Raw genomic sequence first — 18,566 nt, 5'->3', positions numbered from 1 at the left:
GGGTAGAAATCACTCCCCTCCGGCATGAATAATGATTATTATTCGCAAACAGAAGGCCCGGCACAACACGATGCGACCGGCCGGATTTTGCTTTGAATTCAATGTTGAGCTTTTTAGCCTCTGGGCAACCGCCCTGCGGCGACAGGCACTTTAACTCCATGGAGAGGTTATGAACTCTGCAACAACGATCAGCCGCCGCTTTGGCGCACGCGCCGCTTTCCCACTGCTGCTGCTGACTTCAATGCTGTTTTCCGCCCCGCTGCTGGCCCAGGGCGAGCCGGAACTGCTGCGCAAGCCCGTCGGCAAAGGCGCTTACGAGATGGTCTACAGCCAGGGCGAGAACGCGCTGTATCTGGCCACTTCGCAAAGCCGCAAGCTGGACAAAGGCGGCGTGGTGTATCGTTTGGATCCGCAAACGCTGGATATCACCCAGATCATTCACAACGATATCAAACCTTTCGGCGCGGCCATCAACAGCAAAACCGACACGCTGTTCTTCGGCAACACCGTCAATAACTCGGTCACTGCCATCGACGGTAAAACCGGTGAGGTCAAAGGCCGCCTGGTGCTGGATGCGCGTAAACGCTCCGAAACGGTAAAACCGCTGGCACCGCGTGAGCTGGTGGCCGACGCCACCACCGACACCCTGTATATCACCGGGCTGGGTGAATCCAGCGTGGTTTGGGTGGTAGACGGCAAAGACCTGACCCTGCGCACCACCATCACCGAAACCGGCAAATACGGTACCGGTCTGGCACTGGATGCGGCCGCAAGCCGCCTGTACGTGACCAACGCCGACGGCGAGCTGGTGACTATCGACACCAAAACCAACAAGGTGCTCAGCCGCAAGAAATTGGACGAGTCCAAAGAGCACTTCTTCCTGAACATCAGCCTGGATCCTGCCACGCATCGCGCCTTTATCACCGACTCCAAGCAGGCCCAGGTGCTGGTGGTCGATACCCGCGACGGCAAGATTCTGAGCAAAATCGACGTGCCGGAATCACTGGCGGTCCTGTTCAACCCGACGCGCAATGAGGTGTATGTCACCCATCGTCAGGCAGGCCAGGTCAGCGTGATCGACGCCAAGAACTACAAGCTGCTGCAAACCATCAAGACCCCAACCCACCCGAACAGCCTGGCGCTGTCACCGGATGGCCAGACGCTGTACGTGAGCGTCAAACAGGCTTCCAGCCGCGAGAAAGAAGCCACCGCGCCGGACGACGTGATCCGTATCGCGTTGAAATAACGGCATAAGGGCGCCCCGGCGCCCTTTTTTGATCGGCAGCTATGGCTTCCCCGCCAGCCCGTCAGCGTCCTGAACCACCGCCTTTTTAGTGGCTCGTTGGTAAAGGCACAGCTCTTTGCCCGCTTTGTTATGCATAAACGCCTGCGGATAGCGCCCAGCGATCAACAGGGCCGAGTAACCGACGTCGTCACCATAATGGATAATGCTGCCGACGGCTTTGGCCCCTTTCAAACTGCTGGCTTTCAGGCAGGCGGTTTGCAGTGCTTTATCGCCGCTGGCCCATGCCGCTTCAGAGGAGGCCCCGGCGCTGAACGCCGTCATCACAGCGGCAAACACGATAAAAACTCTGATCATTATTTTCTCTCCTGAATAACGTCGCTCTCAGCAGTATATGCAGCTATTTATTCTTCGGCCATCAGAGCCACGCCCCTTATTTACACCTTTTTTATTCCGGCTATAAATAAAGTTACGGCGTTTTTACAGACAGGTTTTAGGGGCGCAGATAACATCATTACATCGCCAATATGGCCTTACGAGACGGATGCCTCATGTGTTTATCCCCTGCCCTGATAATAATTTCCCCCGCGGCTTTAATTCATTTCGGGGGCTGCCATGCATGCTAACGTTATTGGTTTTAACCCACTGCTGGCAGATATTCCTGCTTCGCAGGCGCGTTCATTCTACAAAGAAGTAGAACAGTATTTACAGCGCTATCCGGACACCGAACACGTCGATATTTATCTCAACGATCTGAACGGTCAATTCCGCGGGAAACGGCTGCCTGTCGCCGAGGTGTTTGCGCTGGATAAAGGCTGTTATTTCCCGCTGTCGATCTACGCCATGGATCTTGGCGGCCAGGTCATTGAAGAAAGCGGGCTGGGCCAGCAGGCCGGCGAGCCGGACAGGTTGTGTCTGCCGGTGCCCGGAACCTTGCGGCCCTGCGCCCGCGATCCGCAGCACCATGCCCAATTGCTGCTGACGATGAAAAATGCCGATGGCGACGCCTGCGAGCTGGAGCCGCGCGTGGTGCTGCAACGGGTGCTCAAACGCCTGCATGCCAAGGGTTACTTCCCGGTCGTGGCGGCAGAGCTGGAGTTTTATCTGCAGGATCCGCTGCAGCAACCGGCTGAGGCCGGACAGTGCCCGACGCAGAGTTTTTCTGTCGATGCACCGGAGCGCCACCAGGCGTTGCTCAATGACATCGAACATCAGGCCCGGCTGCAGGCCTTGCCGCTGACCGGCGTGGTCGCCGAAGCCGCCTCCGGCCAGTATGAGCTGAATCTGCACCACAGCGCTCGCGTACTGGAGGCCTGCGATCAGGTGCTGGCCCTGAAGCGGCTGACGCGCCAGATCGCCGAGAAACACCACCAGCACGCCTGCTTTATGGCCAAGCCTTGTGCTCAGGCCGCCGGTAGCGGTTTGCATTTTCATATCAGCCTGCAGGATGAGCAGGGCAACAACCTGCTGGCAAGCCTGCCGGGCGAGTTGAGCGCCACCATGACGCAGGTGATGGCGGGCATGCTGGCGCTGATGCCAGCCTCGATGGCGATATTCGCGCCCAACGTTAACGCGTTCCGCCGCTTTCGTCCCGGTATGCACGTGCCGCTGCGCGCCTCCTGGGGACACAATAACCGCACGGTAGCGCTGCGTTTACCCTGCGCCGACCATGCCAACCAGCGCATCGAATACCGGCTGGCCGGGGCCGATGCCAACCCGTATCTGGCCGTAGCGGCGATGCTGAGCGGCATGCTGTATGGGCTGGAGCACACGCAACCCCTGCCGCCGGCAGCCTGCGGCAACGGCTATGAAAATGGCGACGCGGTGGCACTGCCGCTCAGCCAGCAGGAAGCATTGACGTTATTCCGGCAAACCCTACCGTTGCAGGAAAGCCTCGGCCCAGCGTTTGCCGCGCTGTGGCACACCTGTAAGAGCGCCGAGCTGCGCCGCTTTGAAGCGCAGGTCACCGAAGCGGAAACCCGCTGGATGCTTTAACCCCCCATTCGTAACCTGAACAAGGAACGCAGCATGTCTCGTTTGGTTTTGATCTCGAATAAGCAGTGTGACGACAAGGATCTGGCCTGCGCTACGCAGGCCCTATCGCCTGACAGCCAGAGCGACGACGATCGCGGGTTGTGGCTGGGCTGGAACGGTGACGTACAGAACTTTGGCGATGCGCCACTGCGCCCAGTCAGTTACCAGCACCGCAGCGGCTACGAGCAGGTGACCTTTCCGTTATCGACCGAGGAGTTTCACTTCCACTATCAGGGCTACTATCACGATGGCCTGTGGCCAGTGTTCCATAACCACCCGGAGAAGGCGCATTTCACGCCGGAGAACTACCGCGCTTATCGGCAACTCAACCGGCATTTCGCCGATATCGCCTGCGAGTATGTTTGCCCGAACGACATCATCTGTATTGATGATTACCAGCTGTTGCCCTGCGGCCAGGCGCTGAAAGAACAGGGTTTGCTGAACCCCTGCGCGTTCTTCTTCCATTTGCCGTTCCCGTCGACGGCGCTGCTCAGACAGATCCCCGAGCACCACGGCTTAATCGAATCGCTGTTTTTCTACGATCTGATCGGCTTTCAGACGCTCGACGACCGCAATAACTTTCTCAGTTATCTGACCCACGAATACCCGGTCGAAATTCTGCCCGACGGCCAGTTGCAGGTTAACGGGCACATCTTCGCCACCGGCATTTTCCCCGCTGGGATCAACGCCAGAAAGATTTACTGACCCGCCCCTCGGTGGGGCGTTGCCACTCCCCCTGCAACGCCCAACCGCTCACCCCGGGATTTCAACCGTTCGGCACCCTATAGCACCGTTGACTGAAATTCGCATGTCTTCCCCAGCCCCAACCCGCAATGATGAGCTGTTCCTAAACCTATACCCGAACGTTATCCGCACCGGGCCGCGTGCCTGAAACATCTTATAAGCGGGTTAACTCACTCATTTTGCAGATTTGAACTAAGGACACCTCAATGAACAGAGAGGGGATTTTAAAACACATACCCTGGATGCTGCTGGGAATACTCGGCGCGTCCTGCCTGGGCGTGGTTGCGCTGCGCCGTGGCGAACACATCAGCGCGCTGTGGATCATCGTCGCCTCGGTGGCGGTGTATCTGGTGGCTTACCGTTATTACAGCCTGTACATCGCCACCAAGGTGATGAAGCTGGACGCCTTCCGCGCGACGCCGGCGGTGGTCAATAACGACGGCCTGAACTACGTGCCAACCAACAAAAACGTGCTGTTCGGCCACCACTTCGCCGCCATTGCCGGGGCTGGCCCGCTGGTGGGCCCGGTGCTGGCAGCGCAGGTCGGCTACCTGCCCGGCACGCTGTGGCTACTGGGCGGAGTGGTGCTGGCGGGGGCGGTGCAGGACTTTATGGTGCTGTTCATTTCCTCGCGCCGCAACGGCGCTTCGCTTGGCGAGATCATCAAAAAGGAAATGGGCCCGATACCGGGGACCATCGCGCTGTTTGGCTGCTTCCTGATCATGATCATCATCCTGGCGGTGCTGGCCCTGATCGTGGTGAAAGCGCTGGCGGAAAGCCCGTGGGGCGTGTTCACCGTCTGTTCCACCGTGCCGATTGCCCTGTTTATGGGCGTTTACATGCGCTTCCTGCGTCCGGGACGGGTGGGCGAAGTGTCGATCATTGGCATAGTGCTGCTGGTAGCTTCCATCTGGTTCGGCGGCGTGATTGCCCACGATCCGTACTGGGGCCCGGCGCTGACCTTTAAAGACACCACCATCACCTATACGCTGATTGGTTATGCGTTCGTTTCCGCCCTGCTGCCGGTCTGGCTGATCCTGGCGCCGCGCGACTATCTGGCGACCTTCCTGAAAATTGGCGTTATCGTCGGGCTGGCGATTGGCATCGTGATCCTCAACCCTGAGCTGAAAATGCCGGCGATCACCCAGTTTGTCGACGGGACAGGCCCGGTGTGGAAAGGCTCGGTGTTCCCGTTCCTGTTCATTACCATCGCCTGTGGCGCCGTGTCCGGCTTCCATGCGTTGATCGCCTCCGGCACCACACCGAAGCTGCTGGCCAATGAAAAAGACGCGCGCTTTATCGGTTACGGCGCGATGCTGATGGAGTCCTTCGTGGCCATCATGGCGTTGGTGGCGGCTTCGATTATCGAGCCGGGCCTGTACTTCGCCATGAACACCCCGCCGGCAGCACTGGGCATCACCATGCCTGACCTGCACCGTTTGGGTACCGAAGATGCGCCGATGATCATGGCGTCACTGAAAGATGTGACCGCCCACGCGGCGGCGACCGTCAGCTCATGGGGCTTTGTCATCAGCCCGGAACAGATCCTGCAGACCGCCAAGGACATCGGCGAACCTTCGGTGCTGAACCGCGCCGGTGGCGCACCTACGCTGGCAGTGGGTATCGCCCACGTATTCCACCAGATCATTCCTGGTGCCAACATGGGCTTCTGGTACCACTTCGGTATTCTGTTTGAAGCACTGTTTATTCTGACCGCGCTGGATGCCGGTACCCGTTCCGGCCGCTTTATGCTGCAGGACCTGTTGGGCAACTTCGTGCCGTTCCTGAAAAAAACCGACTCGCTGGTCGCCGGTATTGTCGGCACCGCCGGCTGCGTGGGCCTGTGGGGTTACCTGTTGTATCAAGGGGTGGTCGATCCGCTCGGCGGCGTGAAGAGCCTGTGGCCGCTGTTCGGCATCTCCAACCAGATGCTGGCCGCCGTGGCGCTGGTGTTGGGTACCGTGGTGCTGATTAAGATGAAGCGCACCCAATACATTTGGGTCACCGTGCTGCCGGCGGTATGGCTGCTGATTTGTACCACTTACGCCCTGGGTCTGAAGCTGTTCAGCGACAATCCTCAGTTGGAAGGCTTCTTCTTCCAGGCCGGTGAGTACAAGCGCAAAATCGCCGAAGGCGGTGCCGAGCTGACCGCTCAGCAAGTGGCTAACATGAACCATATCGTGGTGAACAACTACACCAACGCCGGGCTGAGCATTCTGTTCCTGCTGGTGGTGTACAGCATCATCTTATACGGGGTGAAAACCGCCATGGCGGCGCATAAAAACCCGAACCGCAGCGACCAGGAAACGCCGTACGTGCCGGTGCCTGAAGAAGCGCCCTCCAACGGCGTAACTGAGGGGGACGTCAAAGTTTCACCGCAGCACTGATGGTGATTTAACGAATACCCTGCATAATGAAAGCTGTTATGCAGGGTAATTTTTTGGGGAGAAGGCGATGTTCGGAAATCTCGGCCAGGCGGGGAAATACCTCGGTCAGGCAGCGCGCATGTTAGTGGGCGTGCCCGACTACGATACCTACGTCCAGCACATGAAAGACAACCACCCGGACAAACCGGTGATGACCTATAAAGAGTTTTTCCGCGAACGCCAGCAGGCCCGCTACGGTGGGGACGGCAAAGGCGGCATGCGCTGCTGTTAATAAGGACCCGTAATGAAACCCATCGCAGTCACCATTCTGACCGGCTTTTTGGGCGCCGGTAAAACCACTCTGCTACGCCATATTCTCAACGCCGAGCACGGCTACAAGATTGCGGTAATCGAAAACGAATTCGGCGAAGTGCCGATCGACAATGCGCTGATTGGCGACCGTGCCAGCCGCATCACCACCCTGAGCAACGGCTGCATCTGCTGCAGCAAATCCAACGAACTGGCCGATGCGCTGCTGGACTTGCTGGACGGCGTAGACCAGGGCCAGTTGGCGTTCGATCGATTGATCATCGAATGCACCGGCATGGCCGATCCCGGCCCAATCACCCAGACCTTTTTCTCGCACGAGATCCTCTGCGAACGCTTCCTGCTGGACGGCATCATCACCCTGGTAGACGCCGCACATGCCGACCAACAACTGACCCAGTTCAGCATCGCGCAGGCGCAGGTGGGCTACGCCGACCGCATTCTGCTGACCAAAACCGACGTGGCACCGGACTGCGAAGCGCTGATCCAACGCCTGCAGCAGATGAACGCCCGCGCACCGGTGTATAAAGTGACGCACGGCGATATCGATCTCAGCGTACTGTTCGACATCGAAGGCTTTGTGCTGAACGACAAGCTGACCCTAACGCCGCCGACGCCGCTGTTCCGCCGCATTCCGCAAGCGCAAAACAACATTGGTTCGATCGTGGTGTACCACGACCAACCGCTGGAGCTGATGCAGATTTCCGAAGTAATGGAGGGCCTGCTGCTGGAATACGCCGACAGCCTGCTGCGTTATAAGGGCATTTTGTCGATCAAGGACGAGCCGCGCCGGCTGTTATTCCAGGGCGTACAACGGCTGTATAACGCCGACTGGGATCGCGAGTGGCTGCCGGAGGAAGAGCGCCGCAGCACCTTGGTGTTTATTGGCGTAGATTTGCCGGAGGAGGAGATCCGGGCAAGGTTTGCCGAGTTGGGTTGATAGAGTCCTTTCGAGGTAAGTGGCGCAGTCTGAAGTGCCATCATAGGTTGCGCTGCGAAGACAGAACAGCAGTGGCATGCTAAAATATGAGCAATGACTGAGGATGCCAAAATGCCGCAAAGATCTCTCGTTAGTGTTGCACGTTATGTCCATAAACTCGCAAAAGATCATGAAATTACAGATTACCGCGACGGCATTAGCCGTATGGCGGTTGCCATTACTGGTCTGGCTGACGACACCGTCGAATTGGATGACGTTGAACAACTCATGGTTAATCTTAAACGCAAAGGTGTGCTTACCAAGTCTGAAATACTTAGCCTTCAGGGTCGTTACTTCCTTGAACAAAGGAATGCCCGCAAGAAATTAACAACATGATTTTTGACCCGTTCGGCGACTTTGATGCTGCTGGCTATCTTCAGAATACCCTGCACCTCAAAGAACCGGCTGAAATAAAAAAGTCTGAACATCTCTCTTTCGAATTAAGTATCGAAGATGCCCTCAGTTATCTCGCCCAAACAAAGCACATCAACTACTCGTCTGTTCTTAAAGTTCACGAAATTCTTTTCTCTGACTTCTATCCTTGGGCGGGAAAGGATCGAAATGAACTAGTTCCTCATCTGGCCGTCTTCAAAGGCTCAGAGAAAAATTCGCGCCATACTGTCTTTGAGCGACCTGATTCTATTCGTCTGGCCGTTGATTATGCACTGCGACTCGCAGTGGACAAGGAACGCTTCAGGGAACGGCCAGGGGAGGTTATGGGATTATTGGCTTTTGCGCATCCCTTTCTTGACGGCAATGGCCGTACTATTTTGCTGGTGTTTATGGAACTCAGCTTCCGTGCTGGATTCACCATTAACTGGCCAGAGAGCAATAAAAATGACTATCTCCAGGCTTTGACTGACGAGATAAACGCCCCTTCTCAGAGACATCTTGACCATTATCTGCAGCCTTTTGTCGTCGACATATCAAGCCGTGATGACTGGCCGACCATCATCGGAGGGATAAAAGGGCTGGATGGCTTAGATAAAGAAAATATCTCCTACGGCAGTCTGGATGATCCTGAAATTCAAAAAATTTATATGACGTACCGTGGGAAATAATAAAACCCGCCTCCCCCTTACCCCTTCTGAAAATAAGGCCCCCCCGCTACCGAATCCCGCAGGATCAGGCTGGCCGGGAAGGTGGGGCGCTTGCTCAGCTCGCCGCCATCCAGCATCGACACCAGCCGATTGATGGTTTCCTTGATCATGTCGGTTACCGGCATTTTCATGCTGGAGAGCGAAGGGATGGTATAAGGCGCCAGCGGGATGTCATCAAAACCAATCACCGAAACGGCGGACGGCACCGGGATTTGGCGCTCCGCCAACCGCTTGATGGCGCCGATAGCCATTTCGTCGTTGCTGGCAACAATGGCGCTGAAAGCGCTGCCGCTGGCAAGCAGCGCATCGACCGCCGCCATGCCGCTTTGCGCATTCCACTTCCCCTCGACAATCAGGGCGCTATTGACGGCAATACCCTGCTCCGCCAACGCGGCTTTATAGCCGGAAAGCCGCTCCAGCCCGGTGGGCGAATCCAGCGAACCGGTGATGAAAGCGATATCGCGGTGCCCCTGTTCGATCAGGTGCCCCACCGCCGCCGCGCTGGTGGCGTGCTGATCGCTGAAGATGCAGTAGCTGTCGTTCAGCCTTAACCGACGGTTGATCACCAGGATCGGCTGTTTGTGCTGGGAAATGATCTCGTCCATTTCCGCGATCGACAGAAAGCGCGGGTAGATGATCACGCCGTCGCAGCGCAGGTCCAACAGGAATTGAATGGCGGCCTTTTCTTCTTCGGCGGTGTGCTTGCCGTCCGCCAGGATCAGTTGGCGGCCGTGCTCTTCCATGATGCGCGCCGACTGGAACATCAGCTCGCTGAAATAGTTGCCGCTGTACAGCGTGTTGGTGACCACCAACCCGATGGTCTGAGTGGTTTTGGTGGCGAGGTTGCGCGCCAGCAGATTGGGCCGATAGCCGGTCTCGGCGATGGCTTTCTCTACCCGTTCGCGCTTCTCCGGGCCCACATAGCCGCTGCCGGATAACACGCGGGACACCGTCGCTTTCGAAACGCCGGCCCTTTTTGCCACCTCAAGTATTGTTGCCATCTCTGCGCCGTCAAAATCCAGGGTTCCGCGCAGTCTACCCAAGACGCCCCGCCTTTGGAATGTTTTCGCGCCTGCCGTTGCCGCCCTCCCCAGCCTTAAAGTGACTGACTTCACGAAATGAAAAACAAAAAAATCATAATTCTTGCCAGAGTTAAAACAGATCAGCATGATTTTGTGAAACCGGTTTCTTGTGGGCGTTTCATTAAGATGGAACGGCGGATCGCCCAGGCAGTAAAAGTGAGCCTTTGGGCAATCCGAATTCATATCTTAGAGACGATATTCCATGCCGAAGAACTACACAGAGATCTCGCACGCCATCGTGGATGCGTTGGGCGGCCGCGCGAACGTCGAAGCCGTTACGCACTGCATGACCCGCCTGCGATTCGTGGTGAAAGACAAGGCGCTGATCGACACGCCAAGACTCAAAGCGATTAGCGGCGTGATGGGCGTGGTGCACAGCGGCGAGCAGTGCCAGGTGATCATCGGCAACGAAGTGTCGAAAGCCTATCAGGCGGTGCTGGCACTCGGCATGCCGGGTAACGCCCCCGCGGCCGCACCGGCAAAGCGCAAAATCACCCTGAAAGGCATTGGCGCCGGGATCCTCGACGCGCTGGTCGGCACCATGTCGCCGCTGATCCCGGCCATCATCGGCGGTTCGATGGTGAAGCTGCTGGCGATGATGCTGGATATGGCTGGCCTGTTCGAAAAAGGCTCGTCGACGCTGATCATCCTCAACGTGATTGGCGACGGCGCGTTCTTCTTCCTGCCGGTGATGGTCGCCGCGTCGGCCGCCCTCAAATTCAAAACCAACATGTCGCTGGCGATCGCCATTGCCGGTGTGCTGTTGCACCCTAATTTTATCGACTTAATGGCCAAGGCGGCGCAGGGCCAGGCGGTGGAGTTCGCCTACATTCCGGTGACGGCGGTGAAATATACCTACACGGTGATCCCGGCGCTGGTGATGACCTGGATCCTGTCGTATATCGAACGATGGGTCGATCGCATCACCCCGGCGGTGACCAAGAACTTCCTTAAGCCGATGCTGATTGTGCTGATCGCCGCGCCGATCGCAATTGTGTTGATCGGCCCGTTGGGCATCTGGATCGGCAGCGGTATCTCGGCGCTGGTGTATACCGTGCATGGCTATTTGGGCTGGCTTTCCGTCGCCATTATGGGGGCTATCTGGCCGCTGCTGGTGATGACCGGCATGCACCGAGTCTTCACCCCGACCATCATTCAGACCATCGCCGAAACCGGCAAAGAAGGCATGGTGATGCCTTCGGAGATTGGCGCCAACCTGTCGCTCGGCGGCTCTTCGCTGGCGGTGGCGTTCAAAACCAAGAACCGCGAGCTGCGCCAGACCGCCTTGGCCGCCGCCGCTTCCGCCATTGTGGCGGGCATTTCCGAACCGGCGCTGTACGGCGTGGCGGTGCGGCTCAAACGCCCATTAATCGCTAGCCTGATCAGCGGCTTTATCTGCGGCGCCGTCGCCGGCATTGGCGGATTAGCCAGCCATTCGATGGCCTCACCCGGTCTGTTCACCAGCGTGCAGTTCTTTGACCCGTCGAACCCGATGAGCATTGTCTGGGTCGGCGGCGTGATGGTGCTTTCCGTGGTGCTGTCATTCGTGCTCACGCTGCTGTTGGGCTTTGAAGACATTCCGGAAAGCGAAGAGGCCCCAACGACAACCGCGCCTGCGGCCAATACCGCTAACGCTACCCATTAACACACTATTTTTTACCCTACATAATTGGTGTTGCATCACGGCGGCAAGGCCGTACATCCCCAGGAGCTTAGTCAGCTAAGTGACTGGGGTGTGCGGGCGCAGCCAACACAGATGCAACTTCAAGTATGACGGGTAATTGAGGATTGCATGTCTGATTCAACATTCCCGCAAGGGTTTTTATGGGGCGGCGCCTTAGCCGCCAACCAGTCGGAAGGGGGCTATCGCGAGGGTGGCAAAGGGCTGACCACGGTTGACATGATCCCGCATGGCCCCAACCGCATGCCGGTAAAGCTTGGCCTGGAGAAGCGCTTTACCCTGCGCGAAGACGAGTTTTACCCCAGCCACGACGCGATTGATTTTTACCACCGCTACCGCGATGACATCGCGCTGATGGCGGAGATGGGCTTTAGCGTGTTCCGCACCTCCATCGCCTGGAGCCGGATTTACCCGAACGGCGACGAGCTGACGCCCAACCCGGAAGGCATCGCCTTCTACCGCAGCCTGTTCAAAGAGTGCCGCAAATACGGCATCGAACCGCTAGTGACGCTGTGCCATTTCGACGTGCCGATGCACCTGGTGACCGAATACGGCTCCTGGCGCAGCCGCAAAATGGTGGAGTTTTTCACCCGCTATGCCCGCACCTGCTTCGAAGCCTTCGACGGGCTGGTGAAGTATTGGCTCACCTTCAACGAGATCAACATTGTGCTGCACAGCCCGTTCTCCGGCGCAGGATTGGTGTTTGAGGCAGGCGAGAACCCCGAGCAGGTAAAATACCAGGCCGTACACCACGAACTGGTGGCCAGTGCATTGGCAACCCGCATCGCCCACGAGGTGAACCCCGCCAACCAGGTGGGCTGCATGCTGGCGGGCGGCAATTTCTACCCCTGGTCCAGCAAGCCGGAAGACGTGTGGGCCGCGCTGGAGAAAGACCGCGAGAACCTGTTCTTTATCGACGTGCAGGCCCGCGGTGCCTACCCTTCTTATTCTGCCCGGGTATTCCGCGAGAAAGGCGTAAGCATCGTGATGGAGGAAGGTGACGCCGAAATTCTGAAGAACACCGTCGATTTTGTCTCCTTCAGCTATTACGCCTCGCGCTGCGCGTCTGCCGATATGAACGACAACAACAGCAGCGCCGCCAACGTGGTGAAATCCCTGACCAACCCGCATATTCCGCGCAGCGACTGGGGCTGGGGCATCGACCCGTTGGGTTTGCGCATCACCATGAACATGATGTACGACCGCTACCAAAAACCGCTGTTCCTGGTGGAAAACGGCCTGGGCGCGCACGACGAGTTCAATGCCGACGGCGAGATAGCCGACGATTACCGCATCAGCTACCTGCGGGAACACATCCGTGCCATGGCCGACGCCATCGCCGACGGCGTGCCGGTGATGGGCTACACCACCTGGGGCTGCATTGACCTGGTGGCGGCATCGACCGGGGAAATGAGCAAACGCTACGGCCTGGTTTACGTCGACCGCGACGACCACGGCAACGGTACCCTCGCCCGCACGCGCAAGAAATCTTTCTGGTGGTACAAGCAGGTGATTGCCAGTAATGGGGGGGATTTGGGGTGATGGGGGGTGGGGGCGATAAAGGCGATTGTTGCGAGCCGAACAGGCCGAAGGATTCTGCCACGGCCTGCTGCTGTTCGGTGAACTTATGCAAAATAACCCGCAATCCGACGACACCCAGTGGGAACAGCTGAATCACTACCTCAACGCGGCGGCTCACTTAGTACCGGCACTGTGTAACCTCTATGGCCGCGCGCTGCGCGAGATGGAGTGTCAGAGCTGATAAGTTAAAATAAAAACCAAAATAAATAATAAGAACGGTATTAGTTTTATACCGTTCTTATCACTCCGGTAAATCTCATAGATCTGACTAACACATCACGATAAACACATTCACGAAGGTAGGCATTTCCCCCGTGGCCTGGCATAGTTAACGCATTCGATAAATCGATGAGTTAACTGCTGGATAACGACGCATGGCCGCTGGCAGTACGCAAACGCATTGATCAGAATTCGTTCTGCAATGAGGGAAATGTTTTGGCTATTAAGATCGCAATGTTATCTTCAAAAGATGCTGTTTTAGATGCAATCAACGAATATAATAATCAAGGTTATGATGATTTCCTTAAGAAAAATAAAATTGAAAAAATAAGAACACACAAGGTCCGTTATAATAAATCCCTGTACGACATTAATGGTATCGCCACAGCAGATTATATTCTCAAGCTTGGAAAACCATCAGATAAAATAAAATTCAATGTTAATTTAGAAACAGTCATTCAAGCATTTAAAAACCTTGACTTCGAGGTGATTGAAACACCACACCCTCTGGAGAAATTAGAAAAAGGTAAACTTTACAAGCGTAAAGACCTCCATAACCTCTACGGTGGACAAGAGCAGGGTGGAATATCGACACCAAAAGAATTCCCCGTGATTTTCATTTTTACTGGTGAGATTGGCGAAACTCATGGGTACAAAGATGGATGGTCTACCGACGACCACTTCTCCTACACGGGAGAAGGCCAAAACGGTGATATGGCGTTTACTAACGGTAATAAACACATCCGAGACCATAAAGATAATGGTAGGGATATACTTTTATTTGAATATAATAAAAAACGTACTGGCGTAAAATTTGTTGGATTGTTTGAGTGCGATTCATGGAATTACACCCAATGTCTAGATACCGAGAAAAAAATGAGGCAAGGGATCATTTTTAATTTATTCCGGGTATATTCCGCTCAAGACGTTGACAATGACACCACTACATCAGAAATAGACCAAAAGAAAGAAACGCTCGAGCAGCTACGCGCCAAGGCCATAAAATCATCCATGATGACGGGCCAGCGTAAAGAAAGTGACAGCAAGAATTCTTGGTTCAAACGCAGCGAGGACGTGAAAAAATACGTACTTCAACGCGCCAATGGCATCTGTGAGTCATGCGATAAACCGGCTCCGTTCATGAAAAAGAATGGCGAACCCTACCTGGAGCCTCACCACACAAAACGCCTAGCCGATGAAGGCCCCGATCACCCCCAGTGGGTTGGCGCCATCTGCCCTACCTGCCACCGTCGGATACACAGTGGGGTAGATGGGAAAGCGCTGAACCAGACTTTGATGGTGAAGTTAGAGCTGAAAGAGGCGAGTTTTAAATAGTCATTATTTAAAAACTATTGGAGTAGAAGTGTTTCGAGGGTGGTGCTTAAAGAAACGGGGAGCAAGTAACTACCTATAAAAAAATCCACGCCGGAGCGTGGATTCAATGTCATCGCCAAGGCCTGGCATCGCTTTATTCGAAGTGAACTTCAGGGTTATCTGCCAGCGAAACGAAATTCTTCGTATTTTTATCCAGCGTGCGGATCTCGCCACTTTCGATGTCGTACACCCAGCCGTGCAGACGCAGGCCGTTGTTGCGCAGACCCACGGCAACGGAAGGGTGAGTCTTAATGTTATTAAGCTGGGCGATAACGTTCTCTTCGACCATAGCGTTAACTTTGTCGATTTCGTTATCCCACGTTTTCTTCTCTACCACCGCTTTGGCGGCGTCAGCATAATGCAGCCAGTGGGCCACTGCCGGCATCGGGTCAAGGCACTGGCAAGAAGCTATCGCCTTCATGGCGCCGCAGTTCGAGTGGCCGCAAATCACGATATCCGTAACGCCCAGTGCCACCACTGCGTATTCGATGGTCGCTGACACCCCGCCCGGTTCCGGGCCAAAGGAAGGCACGATGTTGCCTGCGTTACGGATAACGAAAAGCTGCCCCGGGTCTTGCTGTGTCACAAGCTCGGGCACCAGGCGGCTGTCAGAACACGAAATAAAAAGCGCTTTAGGGTTCTGGCTGGAGGCAAGGCTGCGGAAGAGTTCCTTACGCTGTGGGAAAATCTCTTTCTGGAAGCTGAGGAAACCTTCAATGATATGTTGCATAACACGCTCTCTGGATCGGTAGTATCGATAACATGATAATCATCACTCCCGGTTAGTCCAGCATCTCTTGGATCGAAATGAACGTTCAAGGCACTGCGGGACCTGCCAGCAAAAGTGGCAATGACCTAGTGATCAACTAAAACTTCAAATTCGAGCTATCCCCGAGCAATAGGCACATCTCCCAGCCATTTTTCTGTACCAAAACAGGACTGTGCGGCCGGAGACAGAGGCCAAAGTGCAAAATGCTTTACTCCATATACATTAACGCCCGTCAGCAAATCATCGTTATTGCCTTCCATATTTTTAAAGGTAAGCGAAGTGTATCTTTATAAAATACCGTGCTTAGATCTGTATCAAGAGTGATGGGACTAAAGCCTGCTACAAAGAGCACATCTATGTCATTCAGATCAGATATCATAATTCCTACTTAGGTTTTTTGGTATGATCACACCTGTAATTTATAATTTGAAAGCAATATAAAAATATTATTTAATGCGCTTATCACTAAAGCTATTCATGTTTAAATTTCCATTAATGCCAATTTAACCGCAAGTATGAAAAAAGAAACAGAAAAGAATCTTAATACCCACCGCTGCACAGATTCATTTGCAACAACATACTCTCGCACTCTGGCTGCAGATACTCCATACAGCATAAACACAAAGAAAGTTATAGCCATGAAAATTAGACTCATCTGCAGCATCTGAGTTACCGGTGAGATATCACTCTTAATAACAAATTGAGGCAAGAAAGCCAGGAAGAATATTGACAGCTTTGGGTTAAGTAAATTAATAAGTATCGCTGAAGTAATGACCTGCCTGTAACTCTGAGTTCTCACCTCACTATTAATATCAAGCTTTCTCTTTTCATTAATTGTCTTCCATGCCATATAAAGCAAATATATCGCCCCAAGATATTTTATTATCTTAAATACGATTTCGTTTGTATGTAGCAATACAGCAAGCCCTGTAATAACAGTTAACATGTGTGGAACAATACCCAGCGTGCATCCCAGTGCCGCAATCATACTTACACGTGCACCGCCTGAAAGCCCCGTCGCGATGGTATAGAGCACACCGGTACCTGGAGATGCAACGATAATGAATGTGGTAAGTAGAAACTCAGGCGTCACAATGACCCCTCCACACTGACTGAAGCTTCTGGCCAAATCTGACATAACAACTTAGTCAGCGTAGACAGGAGGGCTGCTATATCTTCACGCGACGTTTCATGCAGGGCCTCGGCTACAATCATCACACGGCAGGTTGTTGAACTCACGGCAGACCAGCCACTCTGGCGATGGGTCCAGCGCCGAGCATGGGCCCGGCCGGAGGTATCAACAAAAATTACCTCACCTACTTCAGGATTTTCAGTCTCCCCTGTAAAAGACTCATAGTATTCTTTGCCGTTCGCTGGCCGAACAGTCATCTCCCCTGCAACTCGATCAAGATCAAACACGGCGACAGGTATAGCAAACGCGAGCGAAACCGCATTACACAAGCCAATAAGAGGATGAAGTTCTGGAAGTTCACCTCCTTTACGATGGCGCCTCAGGAGTGCCTCAGCCGCACAGCGATATTGTGTTGGTTTTAATCCCAGGGTTGAATAAGCCCGCCGCCAGGCCTTGATTTCGACAAACTCTCCCTCACTGGCAGTTGCCAGTCGCTTGTCGGCAATATCATGTAAAAATGCAATCTGCTCTGAAGGATTGGCATTCGAATGAATACCATCAACAGTAACTATGCCAGAGTGGAGTCGTCCGAACAGTGAACGGATTTCAGGAGCGTAGTGTAATGACATTGGCAGATCTCTCTTCTTGAACGTTTCCAAGAAAGATGCCCTCTGTCACGGCTATTTGTATTGAATAAAATTGCAGTTCATTTTATAGCCATAGCATAGGCTCCTGGCGTAATGCCATATGTACGAACAAAAAGCCGGGTCATATGGCTCTGATCCGCAAAACCAGCTGCATGCGATGCGTCCGCAAGAGACATACCTCCAGCGATTAATTGTCTTACCCTCTGTAATCTGCGCTGAATAAGGTAAGCATGAGGAGTGAATCCTGTAACTTTTGAAAAACCACGCAGTAGCTGGAATTGACTCACACCGCCAAGTTCTGAAAGCTCATAGAGTGACAGTGCTAATGAGGGGTCATCATCAATACGTTCCCTCGCAAGGGCAATTGCTCTTGGAGCACAAGCCCGCTCCTGATGCTGATAACCGAGGAGGCTTGTAAGCAAAACGAGGAGAGTTTCTTCTCGTTCAATTTCGCTGTCCCCCCCACATGGATCCGTCAATGTACGAAAGAGTGTTGAAAAATATATTGCTGATTCATGATTGTGCACAACCGGGCTAGACAGCTCAACACAACCCATGTTGCTTTCTGTCTGTCTCTGAATAACTCCGGACAGAACTTCCGGCTCAAAATAAAGCATTCGCCACGATCTGCTTTCTGTACCTAGCGGAGATCCATCATGCACTTCTCCTGGATTAACAGTAATGATATCCCCCACGCAGGCTTCAACAATACCTCGCCCGCTCATCGACACCTGAGCACCACGATCAATTAAGCCAATGCCGAACTGGTCATGAGTATGACGTCCGAAGCTGAATGAAGTATCCGCTGATACGGCATGTACACCTGTCATCTCGCAGCGAAGTGTAGTGAAGCGTCCTTTCTTCATTTTCTAAAGACCTATTGGTAAGTATGCTTTGTCTACCGGTGACGGTGTGTTCAATTCACAGCATTACTCTACTCTATGCGAAATCGAACAGGCTAATCCCCATATCCCGGTTCGCATTTATATAATCTACCGACCGCTGAATCATTTTTCTGCGCTCATCTCAGTGGTAAATACCCCACATCAGCATTTCCTCATTATCTTCAAAGCGATAACGCAAGCACCAGTGTTTTTGAACCGTCCAGGTGAACCAGTAACACTACACTATGCCGTCGCCATCAGTAAGCTTATAGGCTTTTTCTTCAGGCTTGGCCGTACGAACCTTCACATCGCTCAGAGCCATGTTGAGTATCCTTTCAAGGGTTCTGCGTGAATACAAACATTATAGAACCGGGATATACCCGCGGTTGTATCCGCATCAGTAA

General features: G+C 54.1%; 18 protein-coding genes and 1 pseudogene. 12 read left to right on the top strand and 7 right to left on the bottom strand.

The window, feature by feature from the left end; genetic code table 11:
* Positions 1 to 169 precede the first annotated feature (169 nt).
* On the top strand, positions 170 to 1,246 hold the full coding sequence (gene yncE / locus M495_RS02295) for a 7-bladed beta-propeller protein YncE (RefSeq protein ID WP_020825049.1): 1,077 nt from the start codon (positions 170 to 172) through the stop codon (positions 1,244 to 1,246).
* A gap of 39 nt (positions 1,247 to 1,285) precedes the next feature.
* Here yncE and M495_RS02290 read toward each other — a convergent pair whose 3' ends face one another.
* Positions 1,286 to 1,600, bottom strand: a complete 315-nt coding sequence (locus M495_RS02290) for a hypothetical protein (protein ID WP_020825048.1) — start codon at positions 1,598 to 1,600, stop codon at positions 1,286 to 1,288.
* 258 nt (positions 1,601 to 1,858) lie between these two features.
* Here M495_RS02290 and M495_RS02285 point away from each other — a divergent pair, with 258 nt between their 5' ends.
* From M495_RS02285 to M495_RS02255, 7 genes are all read left to right on the top strand, one after another.
* Positions 1,859 to 3,238, top strand: a complete 1,380-nt coding sequence (locus M495_RS02285) for a glutamine synthetase family protein (protein ID WP_020825047.1) — start codon at positions 1,859 to 1,861, stop codon at positions 3,236 to 3,238.
* 33 nt (positions 3,239 to 3,271) lie between these two features.
* Positions 3,272 to 3,982 (top strand): trehalose-6-phosphate synthase, encoded by a 711-nt coding sequence (locus M495_RS02280; RefSeq protein WP_020825046.1) that lies wholly within the window; start codon positions 3,272 to 3,274, stop codon positions 3,980 to 3,982.
* 245 nt (positions 3,983 to 4,227) lie between these two features.
* Positions 4,228 to 6,408, top strand: coding sequence for a carbon starvation CstA family protein (locus tag M495_RS02275; RefSeq protein ID WP_041414163.1), 2,181 nt, complete (start codon positions 4,228 to 4,230; stop codon positions 6,406 to 6,408).
* A gap of 67 nt (positions 6,409 to 6,475) precedes the next feature.
* On the top strand, positions 6,476 to 6,679 hold the full coding sequence (locus tag M495_RS02270; protein WP_004953088.1) for a YbdD/YjiX family protein: 204 nt from the start codon (positions 6,476 to 6,478) through the stop codon (positions 6,677 to 6,679).
* 12 nt (positions 6,680 to 6,691) lie between these two features.
* Entirely contained in the window at positions 6,692 to 7,654 is a 963-nt protein-coding gene (gene yjiA, locus M495_RS02265) for a GTPase (protein ID WP_020825044.1), read from the top strand.
* 111 nt (positions 7,655 to 7,765) lie between these two features.
* Positions 7,766 to 8,029, top strand: coding sequence for a hypothetical protein (locus tag M495_RS02260; protein ID WP_041415195.1), 264 nt, complete (start codon positions 7,766 to 7,768; stop codon positions 8,027 to 8,029).
* Positions 8,026 to 8,754, top strand: a complete 729-nt coding sequence (locus M495_RS02255) for a Fic family protein (protein ID WP_020825042.1) — start codon at positions 8,026 to 8,028, stop codon at positions 8,752 to 8,754. Before M495_RS02260 ends, M495_RS02255 begins: the two co-directional genes overlap by 4 nt.
* A gap of 17 nt (positions 8,755 to 8,771) precedes the next feature.
* On the opposite strand, the gene M495_RS02250 is transcribed toward M495_RS02255, so the two are convergent.
* Positions 8,772 to 9,794 carry a LacI family DNA-binding transcriptional regulator gene (locus M495_RS02250; RefSeq protein ID WP_144079299.1) on the bottom strand — a complete coding sequence of 341 codons (1,023 nt, stop codon included), beginning with the start codon at positions 9,792 to 9,794 and terminating at the stop codon, positions 8,772 to 8,774.
* A gap of 283 nt (positions 9,795 to 10,077) precedes the next feature.
* On the opposite strand from M495_RS02250, the gene ascF reads away from it, so the two are divergent.
* The 4 genes from ascF to M495_RS02230 all read left to right on the top strand — a co-directional run bounded on the left by ascF (position 10,078) and on the right by M495_RS02230 (position 14,691).
* A complete protein-coding gene (gene ascF, locus M495_RS02245; protein ID WP_020825040.1) occupies positions 10,078 to 11,520 on the top strand; it encodes a PTS cellobiose/arbutin/salicin transporter subunit IIBC in 1,443 nt (480 codons plus the stop codon).
* Positions 11,521 to 11,667: 147 nt separating this feature from the next.
* A complete protein-coding gene (locus M495_RS02240) occupies positions 11,668 to 13,098 on the top strand; it encodes a 6-phospho-beta-glucosidase (RefSeq protein WP_020825039.1) in 1,431 nt (476 codons plus the stop codon).
* A 28-nt stretch (positions 13,099 to 13,126) separates the two neighbouring features.
* Entirely contained in the window at positions 13,127 to 13,318 is a 192-nt protein-coding gene (locus M495_RS02235) for a hypothetical protein (protein WP_020825038.1), read from the top strand.
* Positions 13,319 to 13,572: 254 nt separating this feature from the next.
* Positions 13,573 to 14,691, top strand: coding sequence for an HNH endonuclease (locus M495_RS02230; RefSeq protein ID WP_020825037.1), 1,119 nt, complete (start codon positions 13,573 to 13,575; stop codon positions 14,689 to 14,691).
* A gap of 133 nt (positions 14,692 to 14,824) precedes the next feature.
* Here M495_RS02230 and M495_RS02225 read toward each other — a convergent pair whose 3' ends face one another.
* The 5 genes and pseudogenes from M495_RS02225 to M495_RS25965 all read right to left on the bottom strand — a co-directional run.
* Complete coding sequence (locus M495_RS02225; protein WP_020825036.1) at positions 14,825 to 15,460, bottom strand: carbonic anhydrase; 636 nt, start codon at positions 15,458 to 15,460, stop codon at positions 14,825 to 14,827.
* Between the two features lie 520 nt (positions 15,461 to 15,980).
* Positions 15,981 to 16,592, bottom strand: coding sequence for a LysE family translocator (locus tag M495_RS02220; RefSeq protein WP_041414160.1), 612 nt, complete (start codon positions 16,590 to 16,592; stop codon positions 15,981 to 15,983).
* Positions 16,589 to 17,290 carry a B3/B4 domain-containing protein gene (locus M495_RS02215; protein ID WP_201766290.1) on the bottom strand — a complete coding sequence of 234 codons (702 nt, stop codon included), beginning with the start codon at positions 17,288 to 17,290 and terminating at the stop codon, positions 16,589 to 16,591. The genes M495_RS02220 and M495_RS02215 overlap by 4 nt, the downstream gene beginning before the upstream one ends.
* Before the next feature lie 47 nt (positions 17,291 to 17,337).
* Entirely contained in the window at positions 17,338 to 18,144 is an 807-nt protein-coding gene (locus tag M495_RS02210; RefSeq protein WP_041414158.1) for an AraC family transcriptional regulator, read from the bottom strand.
* Positions 18,145 to 18,310: 166 nt separating this feature from the next.
* Positions 18,311 to 18,484 (bottom strand): annotated as a pseudogene (locus M495_RS25965) (Arm DNA-binding domain-containing protein); the annotation flags it as partial.
* Positions 18,485 to 18,566: the final 82 nt, after the last annotated feature.

Origin of the sequence: Serratia liquefaciens ATCC 27592 (assembly GCF_000422085.1) — a bacterium.
Classification (GTDB): Bacteria; Pseudomonadota; Gammaproteobacteria; order Enterobacterales; family Enterobacteriaceae; genus Serratia; species Serratia liquefaciens.
This window is presented reverse-complemented; position numbering and strand designations above follow the sequence as displayed.